The 17,959-nt window shown below is 62.0% G+C and carries 15 protein-coding genes; 10 read left to right on the forward strand and 5 right to left on the reverse strand.

Going from position 1 to position 17,959, the window contains the following annotated elements; genetic code table 11:
- Positions 1 to 55: 55 nt before the first annotated feature.
- Genes DXT88_RS02885 through dxs form a run of 3 tightly spaced genes read left to right on the forward strand, consistent with a single transcriptional unit; the run spans position 56 to position 3,150 of the window.
- The gene (locus DXT88_RS02885; RefSeq protein ID WP_016832779.1) at positions 56 to 319 is read left to right on the forward strand and encodes an exodeoxyribonuclease VII small subunit; all 264 of its coding nucleotides are present in this window, start codon (positions 56 to 58) and stop codon (positions 317 to 319) included.
- Complete coding sequence (locus DXT88_RS02890; protein WP_265211488.1) at positions 316 to 1,227, forward strand: polyprenyl synthetase family protein; 912 nt, start codon at positions 316 to 318, stop codon at positions 1,225 to 1,227. The genes DXT88_RS02885 and DXT88_RS02890 overlap by 4 nt, the downstream gene beginning before the upstream one ends.
- Before the next feature lie 60 nt (positions 1,228 to 1,287).
- On the forward strand, positions 1,288 to 3,150 hold the full coding sequence (dxs, locus tag DXT88_RS02895) for a 1-deoxy-D-xylulose-5-phosphate synthase (RefSeq protein WP_265211489.1): 1,863 nt from the start codon (positions 1,288 to 1,290) through the stop codon (positions 3,148 to 3,150).
- Between the two features lie 52 nt (positions 3,151 to 3,202).
- Here the strand turns inward: dxs and DXT88_RS02900 are convergent, their stop codons facing one another.
- Entirely contained in the window at positions 3,203 to 3,766 is a 564-nt protein-coding gene (locus tag DXT88_RS02900) for a cob(I)yrinic acid a,c-diamide adenosyltransferase (protein WP_265211490.1), read from the reverse strand.
- A gap of 226 nt (positions 3,767 to 3,992) precedes the next feature.
- Here DXT88_RS02900 and DXT88_RS02905 point away from each other — a divergent pair, with 226 nt between their 5' ends.
- The 5 genes from DXT88_RS02905 to glcF all read left to right on the forward strand — a co-directional run bounded on the left by DXT88_RS02905 (position 3,993) and on the right by glcF (position 10,403).
- Positions 3,993 to 5,402, forward strand: a complete 1,410-nt coding sequence (locus DXT88_RS02905; protein ID WP_016832773.1) for an FAD-binding oxidoreductase — start codon at positions 3,993 to 3,995, stop codon at positions 5,400 to 5,402.
- 87 nt (positions 5,403 to 5,489) lie between these two features.
- The gene (locus tag DXT88_RS02910; RefSeq protein ID WP_265211491.1) at positions 5,490 to 6,380 is read left to right on the forward strand and encodes a LysR substrate-binding domain-containing protein; all 891 of its coding nucleotides are present in this window, start codon (positions 5,490 to 5,492) and stop codon (positions 6,378 to 6,380) included.
- Between the two features lie 225 nt (positions 6,381 to 6,605).
- Positions 6,606 to 8,093 (forward strand): FAD-linked oxidase C-terminal domain-containing protein, encoded by a 1,488-nt coding sequence (locus DXT88_RS02915; RefSeq protein ID WP_029363111.1) that lies wholly within the window; start codon positions 6,606 to 6,608, stop codon positions 8,091 to 8,093.
- 3 nt (positions 8,094 to 8,096) lie between these two features.
- Positions 8,097 to 9,158, forward strand: coding sequence for a glycolate oxidase subunit GlcE (glcE, locus tag DXT88_RS02920; RefSeq protein ID WP_265211492.1), 1,062 nt, complete (start codon positions 8,097 to 8,099; stop codon positions 9,156 to 9,158).
- A 3-nt stretch (positions 9,159 to 9,161) separates the two neighbouring features.
- On the forward strand, positions 9,162 to 10,403 hold the full coding sequence (gene glcF, locus DXT88_RS02925; protein WP_016832769.1) for a glycolate oxidase subunit GlcF: 1,242 nt from the start codon (positions 9,162 to 9,164) through the stop codon (positions 10,401 to 10,403).
- A 208-nt stretch (positions 10,404 to 10,611) separates the two neighbouring features.
- On the opposite strand, the gene DXT88_RS02930 is transcribed toward glcF, so the two are convergent.
- The 4 genes from DXT88_RS02930 to DXT88_RS02945 all read right to left on the reverse strand — a co-directional run bounded on the left by DXT88_RS02930 (position 10,612) and on the right by DXT88_RS02945 (position 14,534).
- Positions 10,612 to 11,076, reverse strand: a complete 465-nt coding sequence (locus DXT88_RS02930) for a PPC domain-containing DNA-binding protein (RefSeq protein ID WP_265211493.1) — start codon at positions 11,074 to 11,076, stop codon at positions 10,612 to 10,614.
- Positions 11,076 to 11,642: a PCC domain-containing protein gene (locus DXT88_RS02935; protein WP_016832767.1), complete on the reverse strand. Its 567-nt coding sequence runs from the start codon at positions 11,640 to 11,642 to the stop codon at positions 11,076 to 11,078. The genes DXT88_RS02930 and DXT88_RS02935 overlap by 1 nt, the downstream gene beginning before the upstream one ends.
- The gene (locus DXT88_RS02940) at positions 11,639 to 13,267 is read right to left on the reverse strand and encodes an acyl-CoA synthetase (protein WP_265211572.1); all 1,629 of its coding nucleotides are present in this window, start codon (positions 13,265 to 13,267) and stop codon (positions 11,639 to 11,641) included. The genes DXT88_RS02935 and DXT88_RS02940 overlap by 4 nt, the downstream gene beginning before the upstream one ends.
- A gap of 79 nt (positions 13,268 to 13,346) precedes the next feature.
- A complete protein-coding gene (locus DXT88_RS02945; RefSeq protein ID WP_265211494.1) occupies positions 13,347 to 14,534 on the reverse strand; it encodes an acetyl-CoA acetyltransferase in 1,188 nt (395 codons plus the stop codon).
- 478 nt (positions 14,535 to 15,012) lie between these two features.
- On the opposite strand from DXT88_RS02945, the gene DXT88_RS02950 reads away from it, so the two are divergent.
- Together DXT88_RS02950 and DXT88_RS02955 are read left to right on the forward strand one after the other, a co-directional pair.
- Positions 15,013 to 16,050 carry a TRAP transporter substrate-binding protein gene (locus DXT88_RS02950; RefSeq protein ID WP_265211495.1) on the forward strand — a complete coding sequence of 346 codons (1,038 nt, stop codon included), beginning with the start codon at positions 15,013 to 15,015 and terminating at the stop codon, positions 16,048 to 16,050.
- Between the two features lie 12 nt (positions 16,051 to 16,062).
- Positions 16,063 to 17,946 (forward strand): TRAP transporter large permease, encoded by a 1,884-nt coding sequence (locus tag DXT88_RS02955; RefSeq protein WP_265211496.1) that lies wholly within the window; start codon positions 16,063 to 16,065, stop codon positions 17,944 to 17,946.
- The last annotated feature ends 13 nt before the right edge of the window (positions 17,947 to 17,959 follow it).

Here is a 17,959-nt window from a genome sequence, read left to right on the forward strand (position 1 = left end):
GCCCATCTGTGGCGGATTGCACTAAAATGACGGCCTATATCTGAAATCAGCCACTATGCCAAAGAATCCCGTCAAAGTCAGCCAGCCCGCCTCTTTCGAAGAGGCCATGGAAGAGCTCGAACAACTGGTCATCCAGATGGAAGCCGGCGAACTCCCGCTGGAAGCTTCCGTCGCCGCCTACAAGCGCGGCGCCGAACTGGTCAAGTTCTGCTCGGTGCAGCTCGACAAGGTCGACAGCCAGGTCAAGGTGCTTGAAGGCGACATGCTCAAGCCATTGCTCGGCACCGGCGTCGGCGAGCCGGCGGAGGACGGGGAATGAACGCACGGACCGGCGCCGGCGCCTCCTTCATTGATTGGATGCAACACGTCCAGGCCGGCATGGAAGGCACGCTCGACGCCTATTTGTCGGCGGTCACCGAAATCCCTGCGCGCCTGCACCAGGCCATGCGCTACACCGCACTGGACGGCGGCAAGCGCGTGCGGCCCTTGCTGGTGTATGCGGCCGGCGAGCTGTTCGATGCACCGGAGCAATTGCTCGGCCGTGCCGCCGCCGCCGTGGAAATGATCCATGTCTATTCGCTGGTGCACGACGACATGCCGTGCATGGACGACGATGCGTTGCGCCGCGGCAAGCCGACGGTGCACGTCAGGTACGACGAGCCAACCGCCTTGCTGGTAGGCGACGCGTTGCAGGCACAGGCGTTTGCGGTGCTGTCCGAGAACATCGAAGAACAACATGCCCCGCGCCAGCTGAAGATGCTGAACCTGCTGGCGCAGGCGGCCGGCTCGACCGGCATGTGCGGCGGCCAGGCCATCGATCTGGCCAGCGTCGGCATGACCTTGTCGCTGGCGGAACTGGAGCAGATGCACAGGCTCAAAACAGGAGCGCTGCTGCGCGCCGCCATTTTGCTCGGCGCCTGCAGCGGCAAAAATCTGACGGTGGCCGAACAGGCCGCGCTGGAAGCGTATTCCTGCCCGATCAGCCTGGCGTTCCAGGTGGTCGACGACATTCTCGACGCGACGGCGGATTCCGCCACGCTCGGCAAGACCGCCGGCAAGGATGCGGCCGACAACAAACCGACTTACGTATCCATCCTCGGCCTGAGCGAATCGCAGGCCCTGGCCGAAAAGCTGCGCAACGACGCCCACAAGGCGCTGGAACAGTTCGGCGACAAGGCCCGGCGCCTGCATGAACTTGCCGACCTGATCGTGCAACGCAAGGCATAAGCGAGCGCAGCGGTAATTCCTCCGCTCGCAAGAAACCAATTAACGGTGACAAGACCCAGCATGCTCAATACGATAAACAGCCCCGCCGATCTGCGGCAACTCCCGCGCACTCAGTTGAAGCCACTGGCCGACGAGTTGCGCGCCTTCATCCTCGATTCGGTATCGAAGACCGGCGGGCATCTTTCGTCCAATCTCGGCACGGTCGAACTGACCATCGCGCTGCATTACGTATTCAACACGCCGGAAGACCGCATCGTCTGGGACGTCGGTCACCAGACCTATCCGCACAAGATCCTCACCGGCCGGCGCGACCAGATGTCGACGCTGCGCCAGCTTGACGGCATTTCGGGCTTCCCGCGCCGGGCTGAAAGCGAACACGACACCTTCGGCACCGCGCATTCGTCGACATCGATTTCCGCTGCGCTCGGCATGGCGCTGGCGGCCAAGACCAAGGGTGAAGATCGTCACGCCATCGCCGTCATCGGCGACGGCGCAATGACCGCCGGCATGGCATTCGAAGCGATGAACAACGCCGGCATCAGCGAAGACGTCAATCTGCTGGTGATCCTCAACGACAACGACATGTCGATTTCGCCGCCGGTGGGCGCGCTCAACCGCTACCTGGCGCGCCTCATGTCCGGGCAGTTCTACGCCAAGGCCAAGAACGTCGGCAAGTCGATGCTGCCGGGACCGATGCTGGAGCTGGCCAAGCGCTTTGAAGAACATGCCAAGGGCATGATCGTCCCGGCCACCATGTTTGAAGAATTCGGTTTCAACTACATCGGCCCGATCGACGGTCACGATCTCGATTCGCTGATCCCGACGCTGCAAAACCTGAAGAATCTCAAGGGTCCGCAATTCCTGCACGTGGTCACCAGGAAAGGCCAGGGCTACAAGCTGGCCGAAGCCGATCCTGTGCTGTACCACGGTCCCGGCAAGTTCAACCCGGCCGAAGGCATCAAGCCGGCCGCGGCAAGCAAGCAGACCTATACGCAGGTCTTCGGCGAATGGCTGTGCGACATGGCCGCGCAGGACAAGACGCTGGTCGGCATCACGCCCGCCATGCGCGAAGGTTCTGGCATGGTCAGCTTCGAGCAGAAATTCCCCGCTCGCTACTACGACGTCGGCATCGCCGAACAGCATGCCGTGACGTTTGCCGCCGGCATGGCTTGCGAAGGGATGAAGCCGGTCGTGGCGATTTACTCGACCTTCCTGCAACGCGCCTATGACCAGCTGATCCACGACGTGGCATTGCAAAACCTCGACGTCACGTTCGCGCTCGATCGCGCCGGGCTGGTCGGCGCCGACGGCGCCACGCATGCGGGCAATTACGATATGGCGTTCCTGCGCTGTATTCCGAACATGGTGGTCATGGCCGCCTCGGATGAAAACGAATGCCGCCAGATGCTGTCGACCGCCTTCGCCTACAAAGGCCCGGCCTCGGTGCGTTATCCGCGCGGTTCCGGCAGCGGCGTGGCGGTGGAAAAGACCTTGACCACGATCCCGCTGGGCAAGGGTGAAGTGCGTCGCGAAGGCAAGGGCATCGCGATCCTGGCGTTCGGCACCATGGTCGCGCCAGCGCTGACGGCGGGCGACAAGATCAACGCCACGGTCGCCAACATGCGCTTCATCAAGCCGCTCGACATTGAACTGGTGAAGCAACTGGCCGCCGGCCATGACGCGCTGGTGACCGTGGAAGAAGGCTGCATCATGGGCGGCGCCGGCGCTGCGGTGGCCGAAGCGCTGGCCGAAGCAGGCATCGTCAAACCGATCCTGCACCTGGGTTTGCCGGACCGTTTCATCGACCATGGCGACGCCGGTCAGTTGCTGGCCAAATGCGGTCTCGACAGCGACGGCATTGCAGCCTCCATCGTGCAACGTTTCGGCAAGGACCAGCCGCGTCTGGTGGTCAACAACGGCTGAACGCGTTGCAAGCTCGAAGATAAAAAAAGCGGCCCAGGCCGCTTTTTTTGTTTCATTTTTCCTTGTTACGGTCCTTATGCCACAGCACGTCGCCGCCGCCGGCATGGCGATTGAGCACGCGCGCCAGCACGAAGCACAGGTCCGACAGCCGGTTCAGGTACTGGCGCGGCTGCGGATTGACTGCCGCGGCTTCCGATTGCGCCAGCGCCACCACGGCGCGTTCGGCGCGGCGACAGACGGTGCGGCAGACATGCATCTGCGCCGCCGCGCGCGAACCGCCGGGCAGGATGAATTCCTTGAGCGGCGGCAAATCGGCGTTGTGCTTTTCCAGCAGCGCATCCAACTGCGCCACCTGCGCGTCGGCGATCACGCTGTAACCGGGAATGCACAGCTCGCCGCCCAGGTCGAACAGATCGTGCTGGATCGCCAGCAATTCCTCGCGCACGCCGGCCGGCAAGTCTTCGCACAGTAGCAGGCCGAGTTGCGAATTGAGTTCGTCGACTTCGCCCAGCGCATGGATGCGCGGTGCGTCCTTGGCGATGCGGCTGCCATCGCCGAGGCCGGTACTGCCGTCGTCGCCGGTGCGCGTTGCAATTTTTGAAAGGCGATTGCCCATGTGGTTATCTATCCTCTGTTCTCTGCAAATGAAAAGCCAAGCATAGCTAAAAAATGGGCCTTCAGAGCTCAAGTTGTCAGACAAATATAAAATATGTCTGCGGCAAGAGAGTAAAATCCACAGAGGTTTTGACGTCAGAGCAAGCCGCCGCGCCCATGTTTGATTGCGTTCCGGGGCGTTGCAATATTCCCCTGCGTCACTATTCCAACAGACAGAGAGACAGACAATGAACCATATCGTTGATGCGCAGAAACTGCGCAAGCCCGTTCCCGAAGCGTTGCTGGCGTCCTTGCAATCCTTGCTTGGCAATCGTTTCTCGACCACGCAGGCGATGCGCGAGCATCACGGCCGCGACGAGTCGTCCTACGATCCGATGCTGCCCGACGCCGTGGCCTTCGCCCACACCACCGAAGAAGTCGCCGCCATCATCAAGGCCTGCAGCGAACATCGCATCCCCGTCATTCCCTACGGCACCGGCACATCGCTGGAAGGCCACGTGCTGGCGCTGCAAGGCGGCATCACGATCGACCTGTCGCAGATGAGCCAGGTGCTGGCGGTCAACGGTGAAGACCTGACCGCCACCGTGCAGGCCGGCGTCACGCGCAAGCAGCTCAACCAGGAAATCAAGGACAGCGGATTGTTCTTCCCGATCGATCCGGGCGCCGACGCTTCCATCGGCGGCATGGCCTCGACCCGCGCTTCCGGCACCAATGCCGTGCGTTACGGCACCATGCGTGAAAACACCCTGGCGCTGACCGTGGTCACCGCCGACGGCAACATCATCAAGACCGGCACCCGCGCCAAGAAGTCATCGGCCGGCTACGACTTGACCCGCGTCTATGTCGGCAGCGAAGGCACGCTGGGCATCATCACCGAGATCACCGTACGCCTGTATCCGCAACCGGAAGCCGTGTCGGCGGCGATCTGCTCGTTCCCGAGCGTGGCCGACGCGGTCAACACCGTGATCCAGGCGATCCAGGTCGGCGTGCCGCTGGCGCGCGTCGAACTGCTCGACGAAAACGGCGTCAAGGCGATCAACGCCCACGACAAGATGACCCTGCCCGAAAATCCGCTGCTGCTGTTTGAATTCCACGGCAGCGAAAACGGCGTCAAGGAGCAGGCTGAAGTCGTGCAGGAACTCGCCAACGACAACAACGCGCTGGGCTTCGAATGGGCCACGCGTCCGGAAGACCGCTCGCGCCTCTGGGCCGCGCGTCACAACGCCTACTTCGCGATCCTGCAATTGCGCCACGGCGCGCGCGCGATTTCGACCGACTGCTGCGTGCCGATTTCACGCCTGGCCGAATGCGTGCTGGAAACCAAGGCCGACTGCGAAGCCAACGGCCTGGTCCACGCCATTATCGGCCACGTTGGCGACGGCAATTTCCACGTGCAGATGATGGTTGATCCCAACGATCCGGCCGACATCGCGCGCGCCGAAGGCGTCAACGAACGCATGGTCACGCGCGCCATCGAGATGGACGGCACCTGCACCGGTGAACACGGCGTCGGCCTGCACAAGATGGATTTCCTGGTGCAGGAACACGGCGACGGCGCCATTGATGTGATGCGGGCGATCAAGCATGCGCTCGATCCCAAGAACATCATGAATCCGGGCAAGATCGTACGCTGGTAATCATTTGATTCCGCATCCAATAGCAAGCAGCACCCCGGGACGCGCCGCGTGGCGGCCGTCCCGCAACAACAGCAGGTAGAACAAGACATGGCAACACGCCTTCCTCCCGTCCATGCCCTTTCCGCGTTTGAAGCGGCGGCGCGTCACAATTCATTCGCCGTGGCGGCGGAAGAACTCTGCATCACGCCATCGGCGCTGTCGCATCGTATCCGTTTGCTGGAAGAGTTCGTCGGCGAGCGTCTGTTCTTCCGTGACGGCCGCTCGATCGGCCTGTCCGAATTCGGTCGCCGCTATCTCGACGTGGTGCGCTCCGCCTTGCGCACGCTGACCGATTTCCCGATGCCGCATCGCAACGCCACGGTGCAGCCCAAGGTCAAGATCATGCTGCCGCCGACGTTCGCGCGTCACTTGCTGGTGCCGCGCATCGCCGAGTTCACGCAGCGTTATCCCGACATCACCGTCGAGATGTACCTGTCGGTGCCGCTGTACGACCTGAGCCTGTCGGAGAGCGACGTCGAAATCCGTTTCGGCGCCGGCAACTATCCCAATTTCGTCACCGAAAAATTATTCGAAGAGCCGGCCTTTGCCGTCGCCAGCCCAGCCTACCTGAAGACCATCCCGCCGCTGAAGGGGCCGCAAGACCTGCAGCACGCCAACCTGCTGCGCTCGGCGCTGGAGCCCTGGCAGCCCTGGTTTGAAGCCGCCGGCCTCAAGGATTGGCCGGAGCCCTCGACCGGCCTGCGTGTCGACGATCTCGGCCTGCTGCTGGAATCGGTGCGCCACGGCTACGGCGTCGGCCTCACGCGCCAGCATTTCGCCGAAGAACTGCTCGCCCGCGGCGAAATCGTCGAGCTCTTCGACGTGCGCCTGCGCACGCCGCCGCATGCCTATTACGTGGTCTACGAAAAGCAGATCCGCGACCGGCCCGAGGTGGATGCCTTCATCGACTGGCTGCAAAACGCCTTCAAGAACATCTGAGTCGCGAACAAGCCGTCGAAGTCCCTGAAAAGAATTCATGACGCGCCGTGAATTCTTTTCAGTGCGCCCTGACCACGCTTTTCGCTTTCCCCGGCTGAAATTCGCTACACTTCAGGCATTGCGAAGACAACAGCGAGACAAGCATTCCAAACCGGCGCCATAAGCCGGAAACAATAATTCATCTGTCATCGCCGCGTCCCAGCCCAAAGCCAAACGAGGTCACGCATGAACGCCCCAGTTGCTCCCTTATTTTCTCCCGCCCGCCAGCGCGAGGTCGTTGCCGCGCTGAAAGCCGTGGTGCCGCCCCATTGCGTGCTGTTCGACGAAGAAGACACCCGCCCTTACGAGTGCGACGGCCTGGCCGCTTACCGCCAGTTGCCGATGGTCGTGGTCTTGCCCGAGAACGAAGCGCAGGTCATCGCCATCCTCACCACCTGCAACGCGCTGAAAGTCCAGATCGTCCCGCGCGGCGCCGGCACCGGTTTGTCCGGCGGCGCGATGCCGATCGCCGACGGCGTGGTGGTGTCGACCGCCAAGTTCAACAAGATCGTCAGCATGGACAAGTACTCGCGCACCGCCGTGGTCCAGCCCGGCGTGCGCAACCTGGCGATCTCGGAAGCGGCGGCGCCGCACGGCCTCTACTACGCGCCGGATCCTTCTTCGCAGATCGCCTGCACCATCGGCGGCAACGTTGCCGAAAACTCCGGCGGCGTGCATTGCCTCAAATACGGCCTGACCGTACATAACGTCCTGCGCGTGCGCGTGGTCACCATCGAAGGCGACGTCATCGAGCTCGGCAATGCCGGCCTCGATGCGCCCGGCCTCGATTTGCTGGCGGTCTTCATCGGTTCCGAAGGCATGCTCGGCATCGTCACCGAAGTCACCGTCAAGCTGGTGCCCAAGCCGCAGCAGGCGCGCGTGATCATGGCCTCGTTCGACGACGTCGTGAAGGGCGGCAACGCGGTCGCCAACGTGATCGCCGCCGGCATCATCCCGGCCGGCCTGGAAATGATGGACAAGACCAGCTCGCGCATGGTCGAGCCGTTCGTCAAGGCCGGCTACGACATCGACGCCGAAGCGATCCTGCTGTGCGAATCCGACGGCACCAGCGAAGAAGTAGAAGAAGAAATCGGCCGCATGAGCGAGGTGCTCAACGCCAGCGGCGCCACCGCCATCGCGGTGTCGCAGTCCGAAGCCGAGCGCCTGCGCTTCTGGTCGGGCCGCAAGAATGCCTTCCCGGCCGCCGGCCGCATCTCGCCCGACTACTACTGCATGGACGGCACCATCCCGCGCAAGCGACTGGCTGAAGTCCTGCTCGGCATCGCCAGGATGGAAGGCAAGTACGGCCTGCGCTGCGCCAACGTGTTCCATGCCGGCGACGGCAACCTGCATCCGCTGATCCTGTTCGACGCCAACCAGGCGGACGAATTCCACCGCGCCGAATTGTTCGGCGCCGAGATCCTCGAGCTGTGCGTCGAGGTCGGCGGCACCATCACCGGCGAGCACGGCGTCGGCATCGAGAAGATCAACTCCATGTGCGTGCAGTATTCGCCGGAAGAGCGCGAAGCCTTCTTCAAGGTCAAGCGCGCCTTCGACACGGCCTTCCTGCTCAACCCCGACAAGGCCATTCCGTCGCTGCATCGCTGCGCCGAGTACGGCAAGATGCACGTGCAGCGCGGCGCCATCAAGTTTCCCGATTTGCCAAGGTTTTAACGCATGGAACAGACACTGCAAGCATTCAAGGAGCGCATCGTCGCGGCCACGGCCGGCGGCGCGCCGCTGCAAATCCGCGGCGGCGGCACCAAGGACTGGTACGGCCAGGAACCGCGCGGCGAAGTGCTCGACACGCGTCCTTACAGCGGCATCATCGACTACGAGCCGACCGAACTGGTGATCACCGCGCGTTGCGGCACGCCGTTGTCGGAAATCGATGCCGCGCTGGCCGCCAACAATCAGGTGCTGGCTTTCGAGCCGCCGCGTTTTGGCGGCGTCTCCACCGTCGGCGGCATGATCGCGACGGGTTTGTCGGGGCCGGGGCGCCAGGCCAGCGGATCGGTGCGCGACTTCGTGCTCGGCGCCGACCTCATGGATGCACAAGGACAGGTCCTGCATTTCGGCGGACAGGTCATGAAGAACGTCGCCGGCTATGACGTCTCGCGCCTGCTGACCGGTTCGCTCGGCACGCTCGGTCTGATCCTGCAGGCCTCGATCAAGGTGTTGCCGCAAGCCTTCGCCACCAGCACGCGCGTGTTTGAAGTCGACCAGGCCAATGCCATCCGCCTGCTCAACGAATGGGGCGGCCAGCCTCTGCCGTTGTCGGCCAGCGCCTGGGTCAACGGCGTGCTGACGATCCGTTTGTCGGGCGCACAAGCTGCGGTCTCTGCCGCAGAGACCAAGCTTGGCGGCACGGAACTGACCAACGGCGAGGATTTCTGGCGTGACCTGCGCGAACAGAACCATGCGTTCTTCGCTGATGTGGATGCGCCGTTGTGGCGGATTTCCCTGCCGTCGGTGGCGCAGCCGCTAGCGCTCAATGGCATGCAGCTGATCGAATGGGGCGGTGCGCAGCGCTGGTATCGCGGCGATGACGGCGTGGCCGTCATCCGTGCCGCCGCAACTGCAGCCGGCGGCCATGCCAGCCTGTATCGTGGCGGCGACAAGAGCGTCGGCGTATTCCAGCCGCTCGCGCCTGCGGTCGCCAAGATCCATCGCAAGCTGAAAGCCTCCTTCGACCCCTCCGGCATCTTCAATCCCGGCCGCATGTACAGCGAGTTTTAATCTATGCAAACCAATCTGGCCGATTTCATCCGCGACACCAATGAAGGCAAGGAAGCCGACGCTATCCTGCGCTCCTGCGTGCATTGCGGATTCTGCACGGCGACATGCCCGACCTATCAACTGCTGGGCGACGAACTCGACGGTCCGCGCGGCCGCATCTACCTGATCAAGCAGGTGCTCGAAGGCAAGCCGGCCACCGCCGCCACGCAATCGCACCTGGACCGTTGCCTGACCTGCCGCAATTGCGAATCGACCTGTCCGTCCGGCGTGCAATACGGCCGCCTGGTCGACATCGGCCGCAAGGTGGTCGAAGACCAGGTGCCGCGTCCGCTCGGCCAGCGCATCGTGCGCACCACGCTCAAGACGCTGCTGCCGAACAAGTGGCTGTTCAATCCGGCGATGAAGGCTGGTCAATTGGTGCGTCCGCTGTTGCCGCAAAAATTGCAGAACAAGGTGCCGCCGAAACAGGATGCCGGGCAATGGCCGACGCGCACCCATGCGCGCAAGATGCTGATGCTGGATGGCTGCGTGCAGCCGGCCATGTCGCCCAACATCAACAGCTCGACCGCGCGCGTGCTCGATGCGCTGGGTGTGGAGTTGATCGTGCCGCCCAAGGCCGGTTGCTGCGGCGCGATCCGCTATCACCTGAATGATCAGGACGGCGGGCTCGACGACATGCGTCGCAACATCGATGCATGGTGGCCGTATGTCGACGGCTCGGCCGGCTTCACGGTCGAAGCGATCGTGATGAATGCTTCCGGCTGCGGCGCCACCGTCAAGGAATACGGGCATCTGTTGCAGCACGACGCTGCCTATGCCGCCAAGGCGCATCGGATTGCGCAGCTTACGCGTGACATCAGCGAGATTCTGCCGGACTTTGAAACGGAGTTGGCCGGCAAGCTCAAGGGCAAAATAGGCAAGCGGGTTGCTTATCATCCGCCTTGCACCTTGCAGCATGGACAGAAGATTCGCGGCAAGGTGGAGCAGATTCTTGGCAGCGCCGGCGTCGACGTGAAGTTGTGCGCCGACAGTCATCTGTGCTGCGGATCGGCGGGGACCTATTCGGTGCTGCAGCCGGAGCTGTCTTATCGTTTGCGCGACAACAAGTTGAATAATCTGCAGGCTACTCAGCCGGACATGATTGTTTCCGGGAATATCGGATGCCTGACGCATTTGCAGTCGGGGACGGATACGCCGGTGAAGCATTGGATTGAGTTGCTGGATGCGGCTTTGGTGGGGTCGTAAGCTGTTCCGACTTGCCGTTCGTTTGTAGCTTCGTTGTTCTTTCTTCGATCAACCCTTTGCCGGGCTACCCCCGGCGAAGGGTTGATCGAAGAAAGAAAAATCCAACTTACCTAAGCAGGGCGACGGAACAAGCTGCACGTAAACAAAAAAGCGGCCTCAAAAGAGAGCCGCCTTCATCAATCAAGCCAACGCAAGTCGGCAACCAAAATCAAGCGTGCAACACCTGCTGCGCCTGCTTGGGAATCCACTCCTGCAAGGTAATCTCAATCGTGATGAACGACAGATTCGCCCCACGCACAAAGCGCCCCGCAAAAATCTTCCCCTCCACATCCGCCACCACACCCTGCAAAGGATGAGCATGCGGCTTGCCGCCGTTGAAGCCGATTTCGCCGAAGACGTTGAGGATCTCGACCCCCGGCCCGTTGATTTCCATTTCGCGCGAACCGGTAGGCGTCGCGTATTCCAGGTGCGCATCAATCAGGCTGCCGATGGCGCCGCGCACGATGGCGGTTTGCATGCCGTATTGACGGCATAGCGCTTCCACGCTTTCGGTGAGGTCCTGGTTGGGTTTGAGGCGCGCCATCACCAGTTTTCCCAGTGTGCCTTCCTCTACCTGAATATCGTTGTCGTTGGTGTGTGTCTCTGTGTTTTTTATAAGTGTCGATGTCGTCATCATGATTCCATGGGTGTCGGATGCAATAGACTGAATAGCGTCTCTTCATCGCTGTTGACGACGAAAGCGCCCTGGGAAAACAAGCACAGGCGGATGATGAGCGGATCGTCGCCCACTTCCACCGTGTCGAGCAATAAATGCCCGCCGTGTATCGAGCCGTCGCCGTCAAGGAAACCGGCGTGGCAATGCAATAATACTTTTCCTTCCTGGTTCTGACCAACCGTGATCGCGCCGGTGACGAAGGTGATCACGCCTTCCAGCACATGCGGCAGGCCGTAGTCGTACGGACGGTTGGCGTCGCGCGTGTTCTCGATGCGATGGTAGTGCAGCTTGCGCGCGGTACCGCCGCACATGCGGCCGACGCCGCCGCGCTGGCCGTAGCGTTGCAGCACTTCGCGCAAGGCTGCGCCGACTTTGGTACCGGGCTGCAGCGTGATGCGCAGTTCTTCCGCCGGATTGGCTTCCAGGTCCAGCGTGCGCGGGTAGCTCTGCTGGCCGGCGTGCAGAAACTTGCGTACCTCGACAAATCCCGGATGGCCTTCGGCGGACTTGTTGGAAATTTTCATAAGCGATAGTCACCTTTCTCCTCGAGCAGACTTTTGATCTGCTTCTTGACGATCTTTCCATAACCGGATTTCGGCATGGTCTCCCAGAACACGAAGCGGCGCGGCCATTTGTATTTGGCGATGCGACTCTCCAGATGCGACAACAGCGCGTCGCCGTCGGCTTGCTGGCCGGACTTGGCGACGATGACGGCGATGCCGCTTTCGCCCCATTTCGGATCCGGCACGCCGAGCACGGCGACTTCAGACACCGATGGGTGGGTCAGCAGTGCTTCTTCGATCTCGCGCGGATAGACATTGGAGCCGCCCGAGATGTACATGTCGGACGAGCGGCCGGTGATATACAGGAAACCGTCTTGGTCCACATGACCGAGATCGCCGGTGTGGAACCAGTCGCCCTTGAATGCCTTGGCATTGGCGTCCGGATTGTTGTGATATCCCATGAACACGGCGGGGCCACGCACGCAGATTTCACCGGTTTCAAACGGCTTCAATTTTTTGCAGTTGTCATCGAGGATGGCGATTTCCATGCCGGTGCGCGGCATGCCGCAAGAGCCGACGCGCGCTTTCGGATGGGCGTCGTCCGCTTCGTGCATGTACGGTGGCAGGAAGGTGATGTTGCCGGTCACTTCGCCGAGGCCGTAGTACTGCACCAGCACCTTGCCGAGCTTCTTCAATGCGTACACCTGGTCGGCACGGTACATCGGCGCACCAGCGTAGATGACGTGCTTGAGCGAGCTGTGGTCGTAGCGGTCGACCGATTCGTCTTCGGTGAGGATCTTGACGATGGTCGGCACGGTGAACATGTTGTCGACGCGATGGCGCTGCACCAGTTGCCAGGCTTCTTCCGGCACCAGGCGTTCGGTCGACAGCAGGATGCTGGCGGCGCCGCGCGCGGTGTTGACGACGGCGTGGATGCCGGCGCCGTGCGACAGCGGCGCGACCACCAGCGAGCGCGATTGATGGGTCAGGCCCGGCAGCAAGTCGGCGAGGTGATTGGTGACGACGAAAGCCATCTGGCCGTGCGACAGCATGCCCGCCTTTGGATGTCCGGTGGTGCCTGAGGTGTAGAAGAACCACAGCGGGTCTTCGTAATCGACTTCCACTTCATCGAAGGACTGATGCGTACCGGTCGCGGTGGCGAGTGTTTCGAAATCCAGTTCGCCGGCGCGCGGGTCTTGTAACGCGATGACGTGTTTCAGCGCGGGGGAGACTTCCTTGACGGCGTCGACGTAGTTGGCGAAGCCGCGGTCGTACAGCATCACGCTGGCGCCGCTGGACTGGCCGAGGTAGGCGGCTTCCGGCGGCGTGATGCGCACGTTGGTCGGGACCCAAACCATGCCCAGCTTGAATGCCGCCCAGGCGCTTTCAAAAATCTGCAGGTTGTTGCGGGAGTGGACCAGCATCTTGTCGCCCTTGCTCACGCCCAGCTTTTGCAGCGAGTGGGCGAGCGTATCGACGCGGTCGTTGATCTGTTTCCAGGTGGCGATCTTGTCGCCTTTGCCGTCCGCAGTGCCGTCGCCGAAGATCAGGCCGGGCTCGTCAGGAAAGCGACGGGCGACGTCGGATAGCAGGCGCCCCAGGTTCATTACTTTGGTTAACATCGTCTCGCTCGTGTGTATTTTTATGTGGGTCTTTGCTGCGGTTGTTGCAATTACTACCGTTGTTGCTGCCGTCCCGGACAGTGCCGGGACGACGGGGGAAAAATCAATGCACGCGTTCCAGGATGCTCACGTAGTTCGCCACCGCAGCGCCGCCCATGTTGAACACGCCGGCATAGCGCGCATTTGGAATCTGCATGTCGCCGGCATCGTGGCTGGCCTGCATCGCCGCCATCACGTGCATCGACACGCCGGTGGCGCCGACCGGGTGGCCCTTGGATTTCAGACCGCCGGAAGGATTGATCGGCAGGCGGCCGTTCTTGGCGGTGACGCCGTCGAGGATGGCGCGCGCGCCTTGGCCCGGTTCGGCCAGGCCCATGGCTTCATACTCCAGCAACTCGGCGATGGTGAAGCAGTCGTGGGTTTCCACCAGCGACAGGTCGAGCAATTTCAGGTCGGCCTGTTTCAATGCCTGTTGCCATGCCAGCGTACCGGCTTCGAAGCGGGTCGGGTCGCGGCGCGACAGCGGCAGGAAATCATTGACGTGCACGGCGGCGCGGAAGGTCACGGCGCGTTGCATGGTCTTGGCGACATCGGCGGCGCTCAGGATCAGCGCGGCGGCGCCGTCGGAGATCAGCGAGCAGTCGGTGCGCTTGAGCGGACCGGCGACGAAGGGATTTTTTTCCGACACATTGCGGCAGAAATCGAAGCCGAAATCCTTGCGCATGTGGGCGTAGGGATTGCTCATGCCGTTCTTGTGATTCTTGGCGGCAATGGCGGCCAGGGCATCCGACTGATCGCCGTAGCGGTCGAAGTAGGCCTGCGCAATCTTGCCGAACACGCCGGCGAAGCCGCCCGGGATGCCGGCTTCTTCCTTGGCGTAGCAGCACTTGAGCAGCACTTCGCCGACTTGCGGCGTGGCCAGCTCGGTCATTTTTTCAAAGCCGATCACCAGCGCGTGCTTGGCCTGGCCGGACAGGATCGATTGCATGCCGGAGTGGATCGCGGCCGAGCCGGTGGCGCAGGCGTTCTCTACGCGCACGGCCGGCTTGAAGCGCAGCTCGGGCAAGGTATTGAACACCAGTGAGGACGGGAAGTCCTGGTAGAGGAAGCCGCCGTTGAAGGTGCCGATGTGGATGGAACCGATGTCTTCCGGCGTCAGGCCGGCGTGTTCGATGGCGGCCTTGGCGACTTGGCCGATCAGTGCTTCCGGATCGATGCCGTCGAGCTTGCCGAATTGGGAGTGGTTCCAGCCGGTGATGCAGGGGGAGGATGCAGTCATGTGCGCAGTCATGTGGATTCCTGAAAGAGTGTGTTGGGACAACAATATGCAAAAACGATGCCACGTTTTTCGGCAGCCGGCGCGGCTTGGTTTCGTTGATTCTTGTGATGACGGCAGCGCCCGTGCGGGCGGCGTCGGCGGGCCGTGATGGCGGTAAACATAGCACGTTGCGCGCTGGAGTGAATTTGCTGCGTTGCGGTATGAGGTCTGGCTGAAAAGCGCATACAGGTGTCAATCAAGTGTTCAGGCAATGCGACAGGTGTCGCATCAAAATAAACACCCGATTAGCCTTCACATCCCTTGTCGAATCAGGCGTTTATCGAAGAGAATGTGCGTGCAATGCCGACTTCAGGGAGGGGCGCCCAGGTCAGTCGAGACACTTCGACGACTTGGCATCCAAATTGCTCTAGGACGCATAAGCAGTGCTGAATTAGTCGTTACTAGTATCGGCAACATAAATTAACCAAAACTAAAATCAGGAGACAAACAGATGGGTAACCCAACTGCCAGCATCACTCGCCGTCGTTTTTTGAAGACTGTTTCCGTCGCTTCGGCTGCCGCTGCCACCGGCATGATATCGACCCAGGCATTTGCCGCAGCTGAGTTCACGCTGAAGTACGCCAACAACCTGCCGGCCACGCATCCGATGAATCTGCGCGCCAAGGAAATGGCCGCCAAGATCGCGACCGAATCCAAGGGCCGCATCGACTTCCAGGTCTATCCGAACAACCAGCTCGGCAACGACACCGACACGCTGGGCCAGGTGCGCTCGGGCGCGGTCGACTTCTTCACATTGTCGCCGTTGATCCTCGGCACGCTGGTGCCGGCTGCGCAGATCAGCGGCGTCGGCTTTGCCTTCAAGGATTACAACCAGGTGTGGGCTGCACTCGACGGCGAGCTGGGCGCGCACGTGCGCAAGCAGATCGACGCCAAGTCGACCGTCTTTGCATTTGAAAAGATCTGGGACAACGGCTACCGCCAGATCACCAACAGCACCCGCGCGATCAACAAGCCGGAAGACCTCAAGGGCATGAAGCTGCGCGTGCCGCCGAGCCCGCTGTGGACGTCGATGTTCCGCGCCTTCGATGCGGCGCCGGCCAGCATCAACTTCGCCGAAGTGTATTCCGCGCTGCAGACCAAGATCGTCGAAGGCCAGGAGAATCCGATGGCGATCATCTCGACAGCCAAGCTGTACGAAGTGCAGAAGTACTGCTCGATGACCAACCACATGTGGGATGGTTTCTGGTTCCTGGCCAACAAGAAGTCGTTCGAACGCCTGCCGAAGGATCTGCAAGAGATCGTTACGCGCAATGTCAATGAAGCCGGCATCAAGCAACGCGCCGACGTCAAGGCATTGAACGATTCGCTGGCCACCGAAATGAAGGGCAAGGGCCTGGCCTTCAACGACACCGACAACGAAGCCTTCCGCGCCAAGCTGCGCAGCGCAGGTTTCTACGCCGAGTGGCACAAGAAGTTCGGCGACGAACCTTGGGCGCTGTTGGAGAAATACACCGGGAAGTTGGCATAAATGGACGCGGCGATGACCGAAGTGAGACTGCCTTCTGCATCGGCGCCGACCAACCCGCTGGCGCGTCTGCTGGCGGGCGTCAATCGCGGCGTCATGCACGTTGTCGCCGCGGTTGCCGCGGCGCTGGTGGTGGTGGAAACCGGCGTGCTGCTGGCCGGCGTGATCTACCGCTATGCCTTGCACGACCCGCTGATCTGGTCGGACGAGCTGGCCTCGACGCTGTTCATCTGGCTGTCGATGCTGGGCGCGGTATTGGCGCTGGACCGGGGCGAACACATGCGCCTGACCGCCATCGTCAACAAGCTCTCCGACAAATGGCGCGTCTGGCTGGAAACCGTCGCCGCCCTGATCGTCTGCATCTTTGTCCTGATGATCATCCATCCCGCGGTCGACCATGCGTCGGAGCAGATGGCGATCACGACGCCTGCGTTGGAAATCCCCGACGGCCTGCGCGCGGCTGCGTTGCCGGTCGGCGCCATCCTGATGTTCCTGGCGGCGATTGCGCGCATGGCGAGCCGCTCCAGCGTCAGGCAGGTGCTCTCCGCCGTTGCCGTCGTGGCCGTGATCGGCGCCGTGCTGTGGATCTGCAAGCCGGCCTTGCTGGCCATGGGCAACTACAACCTGATCGTGTTCTTCGTGGTGCTGATCGGCGCGTGTGTCGCAGGCGGGATCCCGATTGCGTTCGCCTTCGGTACGGCGACGATGGCCTATCTGACGATTGCCACCGGCGCGCCGATGATGATCGTGGTCAGCCGCATGGATGAAGGCATGTCCAGCCTGATCCTGTTGTCGGTGCCGCTGTTTGTCTTGCTCGGTTCGCTGCTGGAAATCAGCGGCCTTGCACGTACCTTGATCGACTTCATGGCGGCCTTGCTGGGCCACGTACGCGGCGGCTTGCAATACGTGCTGCTGGGCGCGATGTTCCTGGTCTCGGGCATCTCCGGCTCCAAGGCGGCCGACATGGCAGCGATTGCGCCGGCGCTGTTCCCGGAAATGAAGAAGCGCGGCTCCAAGCCGGAAGAACTGGTGGCCTTGCTGTCGTCCTCCGGCGCCATGACCGAAACGATTCCGCCGAGCCTGGTACTGATCACCATCGGCGCGGTGTGCAGCGTGTCGATCACCGCCTTGTTCATCGGCGGCCTGATGCCTGCCGTGATCGCCACGATCGCGATCGGTATCGTCTGCTGGTTCCGCGCCCGTCGCGAACCGATGCCGGATGTGAAGCGCGCCACCATCGGCGTGATCGGCAAGACCCTGATTGCGGCGATACCTGCGCTGGCTTTGCCGATGCTGATTCGAGTGGCCGTGATCGAAGGTGTGGCTACTGCAACCGAAGTCGCCACCATCGGTGTCGCGTACACGATTGTGGTCGGCCTGGTCATGCACGCCTTCATGAAGCATCTCGACTTCAGGCGCATCTACCCGATGCTGGTGGAAGCGGCAACCCTGTCGGGCGCGATCCTGCTGATCATCGGCATGGCCACTTCGATGGCCTGGGCGCTGACGCAGTCGGGCTTCTCGGCCAAGCTGGTGTCGCTGATGCAGGGTGTGCCGGGCGGCGGATTCGGCTTCCTGCTGATCACCATCGTGATCTTCATCGTGCTGGGCAGCATCCTGGAAGGCATCCCGGCGATCGTGCTGTTCGGACCGCTGCTGTTCCCGGTGGCCCGTTCGCTGGGCATCCACGACGTGCACTACGCCATGGTGGTGATCCTGGCGATGGGCATTGGCCTGTTCGCACCGCCGTTCGGCGTCGGCTTCTATGCCGCCTGCGCGATCGGCAAGGTGTCGCCGGACAAGGTCTTCAACCGGGTATGGGGCTACCTGGCCGCGCTGGTGATTGCGCTGCTGGTGGTGGCTGCGGTGCCGTGGATTTCGATCGGCTTCCTGACGTAAAAATTGACCAATT

Source organism: Herbaspirillum lusitanum (assembly GCF_026127345.1).
Taxonomy (GTDB): domain Bacteria; phylum Pseudomonadota; class Gammaproteobacteria; order Burkholderiales; family Burkholderiaceae_D; genus Herbaspirillum; species Herbaspirillum lusitanum.